The sequence below is a fragment of the Kitasatospora sp. NPDC001159 genome (assembly GCF_053598235.1).
This window is the reverse complement of the sequence record NZ_JBSFJV010000206.1, coordinates 1-5,149: the sequence shown is the minus strand read 5'-3', so window position 1 is coordinate 5,149 and position 5,149 is coordinate 1. Positions and strand designations below refer to the sequence as shown.

The 5,149-nt window shown below is 70.8% G+C and carries 3 protein-coding genes and 2 pseudogenes; all 5 read right to left on the bottom strand.

Translation table 11 applies throughout. The features are described from left to right. Window positions 1-92 (bottom strand): annotated as a pseudogene (locus ACWC9T_RS40655) (roadblock/LC7 domain-containing protein); the annotation flags it as partial. 10 nt (window positions 93-102) lie between these two features. After that, window positions 103-3,456, bottom strand: a complete 3,354-nt coding sequence (locus ACWC9T_RS40650; protein ID WP_449826060.1) for a nitrate- and nitrite sensing domain-containing protein — start codon at window positions 3,454-3,456, stop codon at window positions 103-105. Between the two features lie 452 nt (window positions 3,457-3,908). Next, window positions 3,909-4,487, bottom strand: a complete 579-nt coding sequence (locus tag ACWC9T_RS40645) for a GTP-binding protein (protein WP_449826059.1) — start codon at window positions 4,485-4,487, stop codon at window positions 3,909-3,911. After that, window positions 4,468-4,893 carry a DUF742 domain-containing protein gene (locus ACWC9T_RS40640; protein WP_449826058.1) on the bottom strand — a complete coding sequence of 142 codons (426 nt, stop codon included), beginning with the start codon at window positions 4,891-4,893 and terminating at the stop codon, window positions 4,468-4,470. The genes ACWC9T_RS40645 and ACWC9T_RS40640 overlap by 20 nt, the downstream gene beginning before the upstream one ends. Before the next feature lie 162 nt (window positions 4,894-5,055). After that, window positions 5,056-5,149, bottom strand: a pseudogene (locus ACWC9T_RS40635) (roadblock/LC7 domain-containing protein); the annotation flags it as partial.

Here is a 5,149-nt window from a genome sequence, read left to right as displayed (position 1 = left end):
TCCGCGGAGACCACCACGGTGTGGGACACCCCGGGGGTGTTGTCCACGAAATTGGTGATCAGCCAGTTCAGGTTCTGTGCGGCCTGGCTCATCTGAGTCAACTCAACGCTCCTGGTGGTTCGAGCCGCCGAAGAGATCGGTGCTCCGGTTCTGTCCGTTGCCGGACTGGTCTACCTGATCGGGGTCGATCCGGAAGCTTCCGGTGTTGCCGGCGCTGCGGCCCTGCTCCACACCGCGACGCAGGTTGGTGAGGCGGCCACGGACCTCCTCGGGGCTGCGGGAGACCTGCGGCCCTTCCTGCGGGGTGGGCTTGGCGTTGCCGGGCACCAGGTTCTGCTTGGGCACGCGCCGCGGCAGACCGGCCCCGGTGGTGCCGCTGGAGGAGGGCTCGCGCAGCTGCTCGGCGCGCTGCCAGTTGCCGTCGTTCGGCGACTGCCAGGCGGAGCTGGCGGTCGGGCCGGTCGGGCCGTAACCGCCGAGTGCGGACACGTCGTGGCCGCGCGATTCCTGGGCGGAGGAGGTGTCCCTGGCGCCGGCGAACCAGTTCGGGCTCTCGCCGGACGGGCTGCCGCCGGCCGGGGCGTTGCCCAGGCTGCCGCCCGCCAGCTGCTGGCCGGGGCGGCGCTGGGGCAGCCCGGACGGCAGGGTGGTGGCGGGGGTGGCGGGGGCGGCGGGCAGGGCGGGCGGCTCCGGGGCGTACGGGTGGCCGACCGGGGCCTCGTCGGCCCGGCGGCCGTAGCCGTCCTGGGCGTACTCGTCCTGCTGGTAGCCGCGCTGGTCGTTGCCGTACTGGCCGTACTGGTCGTCGGCGTAGGCACCGGACTGGTCGTAGCCCTGCTGCGGGTACTGGCCGTACTCGTCCTGGGCGTACTCGTCCTGCTGGTAGCCGCCCTGGTCGTAGCCGTACCGGTCGTCGGCGTAGGCACCGGGCTGGTCGTAGCCCTGCGGGGCGTACTGGTCGTAGCCCTGCTGGTAGTCCTCCTCGACCTCGGCGTCCACCACCGGGCCCTGCGGGGCGCCCTCCAGGGCCGCGCGGCGCACCTGGTCGAGGCGCTGCGATCGCTGGACGGACTCCAGGGCCGGGCTGAAGCCGGAGGAGCCGGCGTTGCCGATGCCGGTGAGGTGGTCGTCGAAGCCCAGCTCGGCGGCGCTGCGGGAGCGGTCGTCGGCGGCCCACTCGGAGGTCGGCTCCTGGTCGGCGAAGATCCGGGAGACGGTGAACTGCTCCTCCGGCTCCGGCGCGGGGCCGCCCTGGGTGACGAACGGCGGGAGCATGACCAGCGAGGTGGTGCCGGCCGACTCGCCGGACGGGCGGAGCTGGACGCGGATGTCGTGCCGCTGGGAGAGCCGGCCGACCACGAAGAGGCCCATGCGGCGGGAGATGGTGGCGTCGACCGTGGGCGGCTCGGCCAGCTTCTCGTTGATCTCGGCGAAGTCGTCGGCGGTGAGGCCGATGCCCTTGTCGTGGATCTCGACCAGGACGCGGCCGTCCGGCAGGCGGGTCGCGTTGACCAGCACCCGGGTCTGCGGGCTGGAGAACGAGGTGGCGTTCTCCAGCAGCTCGGCGAGCAGGTGGACGAGGTCGGTCACGGCGGCGCCGACGACCTCGACCTCCGGGATGCCGGACAGCTCGACGCGCTCGTACTGCTCCACCTCGGACGCGGCGGCACGGAGCACGTCCACCAGCGGGACCGGGGTGTTCCAGCGGCGGCCGGCCTCCTCGCCCGCGAGGACGAGCAGGTTCTCACCGTTGCGGCGCATACGGGTGGCCAGGTGGTCCAGCTTGAAGAGGTTCTCCAGCTGGTCCGGGTCGGCCTCGTTGTTCTCCAGGTCGGTGATCAGCGCCAGCTGGCGCTGGATCAGGCCCTGGCTGCGACGCGACAGGTTGGTGAAGATCGCGTTGACGTTCCCTCGGAGCAGGGCCTGCTCGGCGGCGAGCGCCACGGCCTGCTGGTGGACCTGGTCGAAGGCCCGGGCGACTTCGCCGATCTCGTCCTTGCCGTGCAGCGGGATCGCGCTCACCGAGGTGTCGACCCGGTCGGGGTCGGTCTTGGAGAGCTTCTCGACCAGGTCCGGCAGGCGGTGGTCGGCGATCTCCAGGGCGGCGCTGCGCAGGGTGCGCATGCCGAGGATCATCGAGCGGGCGACGTAACCGGTCAGCAGGCCGGCCAGGATCAGTGCGGCGACGACGATGACCGTGTTGAGGATGGCGTCGTAGAGCGCGTTGTCCTTGAGGTTGCGGGAGTCGGTGAGGACGTCGTCCAGCAGCGTGACTTCGGTGTTCCGCAGGGCCTGGACGTGGTTGCCGGCGGCCTGGTTCCAGTTCTCCACGGTCAGACCGGAGTTCTTGGCCTCGGCGAACGCGGCGTCGGCGGCGGCCTTGCCCCGCTGCTGGCCGATGGCGGCGGCCTCGGCGTAGTTGCCGGCGAGCGCCAGCAGGCCCTGCATGGTGGGCAGGGTGCCGTTGGGCATCTTCAACGCCGAGTTGCCCTGGGCGGTGGCCATGGCGACCTGCGCGTCCGCGTACTTCTTGGCGTCCTCGGGGGCGCTACCGGTGTTGAACTCGTTGAGCGAGACCTGTTCCAGCTTCTCGGAGACCAGGATCTGCTGGGTCATGTCCTGGTTCTCGTAGCGCGTGGTCGCGTTCTGCCCGATGCCGACCAGCAGGCTCAGCATCAGCGAGCGCTGGGTCGAGGCGGAGGCCTTGGCCAGCGACATCGCGTAGATCGCGCGGCCCTTGCTGGTGGCGTTGGCGGAGCCGTTGCCGACCGAGTTGTCGTAGGCCAGCAGCGGCGCGAACATCGCCGAGTAGGCGTTCGCCGTGGCGCTGGCGAACAGCTCCTTGCCGTACGCGACGCTCCGCAGGTGCGGCAGGTCGACCACGAGGGTCTGGAAGGCCTCGTGGCGGCGCGGAAGCTCGCCGGACTTGTCGGAGGCGTCGTACGCGGCGTTGTAGGCCTTCAGCGCGGCGTCGGTGTCGGCGCGGCGCTTGGTGACCTCGTTGTTCGGGTCCTGCCCGGTGATCAGGGGTATCAGGGTCTTGTCGCGCTCGTTCTCCAGCGCCTCGGCGAGTTCGGTCGCCGCCTTGGCCAGCTCGGCCGTCTTCTCGGCGCGGGACGCCTTGATGTAGCCGTCGACCGAGGTGTTAACGCGCAGACCGCCGAAGACGAGACTGATGATCACGGGGATCAGCAGAATCGCGATCAGGCGGGTCGGCACGCGCCAGTTGCGCGGGCGCAGGAAGTCGTACCGGCTGGAGCCGCCGTCGCCGGGTGCGCCGGCGCTGTCGCGCGGCTCCTTGGCCGATGTCGGGGGCTTGAGGGCCGGAGTGGCCGGGGCGCGCTCCTCGGTGGGAGTGAACGCGGAGAATCCGGCCTGGTCCGCGGCGGTACCGTTCGGCTCGCTCTGGCGGGGCTCGGAGCGCCGCTGCGGGGCGGGTTGCTGCTTACGCCTCACTCGACAACTACCTCTCGGCCGACTTGCCGGCCATGGATCAATCCAGCGCTACCCCCGGGGCCCTGTCCCGTCGCCGGACAGCCGGTGCGGGATGTTCAGGGGTAGCTGGAATTTCAGCACGTGCAGGGATGGGGGACAAACAGACCCGGCATGGCACCCGCGTCGGCACAATCCGGACAATCGGCGACATGACGGAGCAAAACCGTGGTCATCTGGCGCTGAGTGACGCTGTTTCGCCACGCTGCGTCATTGTTGATCACAAAATGCCTACCGAACCGTTATCCGCTGCTTATACACGGGTCTTGCGCGGGGCCCCGGGAGGACATCGGCCGGTAAGCGTCACCGCCCCGGCGGCCCGTCAGTGGGACGAGCCGCCGGGGCCGGTTGACTGCGACTCGCGCGCCTCCGGGCGCCCGTCGGCTCGGCGCGGTTCCTCCCGGGCCGGTCCCGCGTCAGCGGAGCCGGGCGAGCAGGGCGTGTTCGACGAGGGTGATGAGGGCGCTCTTGGCGCTGTCGCGGCGGCGGGCGTCCAGGGTGATGACCGGGGTGTTCTCGCCGAGCTGCAGTGCTTCGCGGACTTCGTCGGCGGTGTGGGGCTGGTGTCCGTCGAAGCCGTTGAGGGCGACGACGAAGGGCAGTCCGCTGTTCTCGAAGTAGTCGAGGGCGGGGAAGCAGTCGGCGAGGCGGCGGGTGTCGACGAGGACGATGGCGCCGATGGCGCCGCGGACGAGGTCGTCCCACATGAACCAGAAGCGGTCCTGTCCGGGGGTGCCGAACAGGTAGAGGATGAGGTCCTCGTCGAGGGTGATGCGGCCGAAGTCCATGGCGACGGTGGTGGTCGTCTTGCCGGAGACGTGGCTGATGTCGTCGATGCCGGCGGAGGCCGAGGTCATGACGGCTTCGGTGCGCAGGGGGTTGATCTCGGAGACGGCGCCGACGAGCGTGGTCTTGCCGACACCGAAGCCGCCCGCGACGACTATCTTCGCGGAGGTCGTGGCGCGGGCAGGTCCGTTAGAGCTTGCGAAGTCCACTGAGGACCCTTTCGAGCAGCGTGACATCGGGCGTTCCGCCCGACTCGCCCGCGGCGGCGGGCTGGTGGATGGCGACGAGACCGGCCTCGGCCAGGTCGGCCACGAGGATGCGGGCCACACCGAGCGGCACACCGGCCAGCGCGGAGATCTCCGCGACGGATTTGACCTCACGGCAGAGGTTGACGATCCGGGCGTGCTCGGGCAGCAGCCCGCCGGTCCGCTCGGCCGAGCCCGTGGTCGAGATCAGGGCCTCGATGGCGAGCTGGTACCGCGGGCGGGTCCGGCCGCCGGTCATCGCGTACGGGCGTACCAGCGGCTGCTGCTCGTAGCCGTCGGACTGCTGCCCGCCGTAGCCGCTGCCGTACCCGCTGCCGTACGGGCCAGCGGGTGTCGAGGGCGGGGTCATGGGTCCTCCTAGTGCTGCAGCCTTGGGCAGCCGGTTCCAGCTGGGGCGGTGCCAGCTGAGGCGGGATCAGCTGCCTGAGGGTAGCTGAGGGTGAGGCGCCGGGTCCGGTCGGGTCGGACCCGGCGCAGAGTGGAACGGTGGGTGGATCCGCGCGGGGCCGGGTCAGTGCAGGAGACTGCCCTGGAGTTCCGCGCGAAGTGCGGGGGTGAGGACGGCGCCGGCTCGGTCGACGAGCAGGGCCATTTCGTAGCCGACG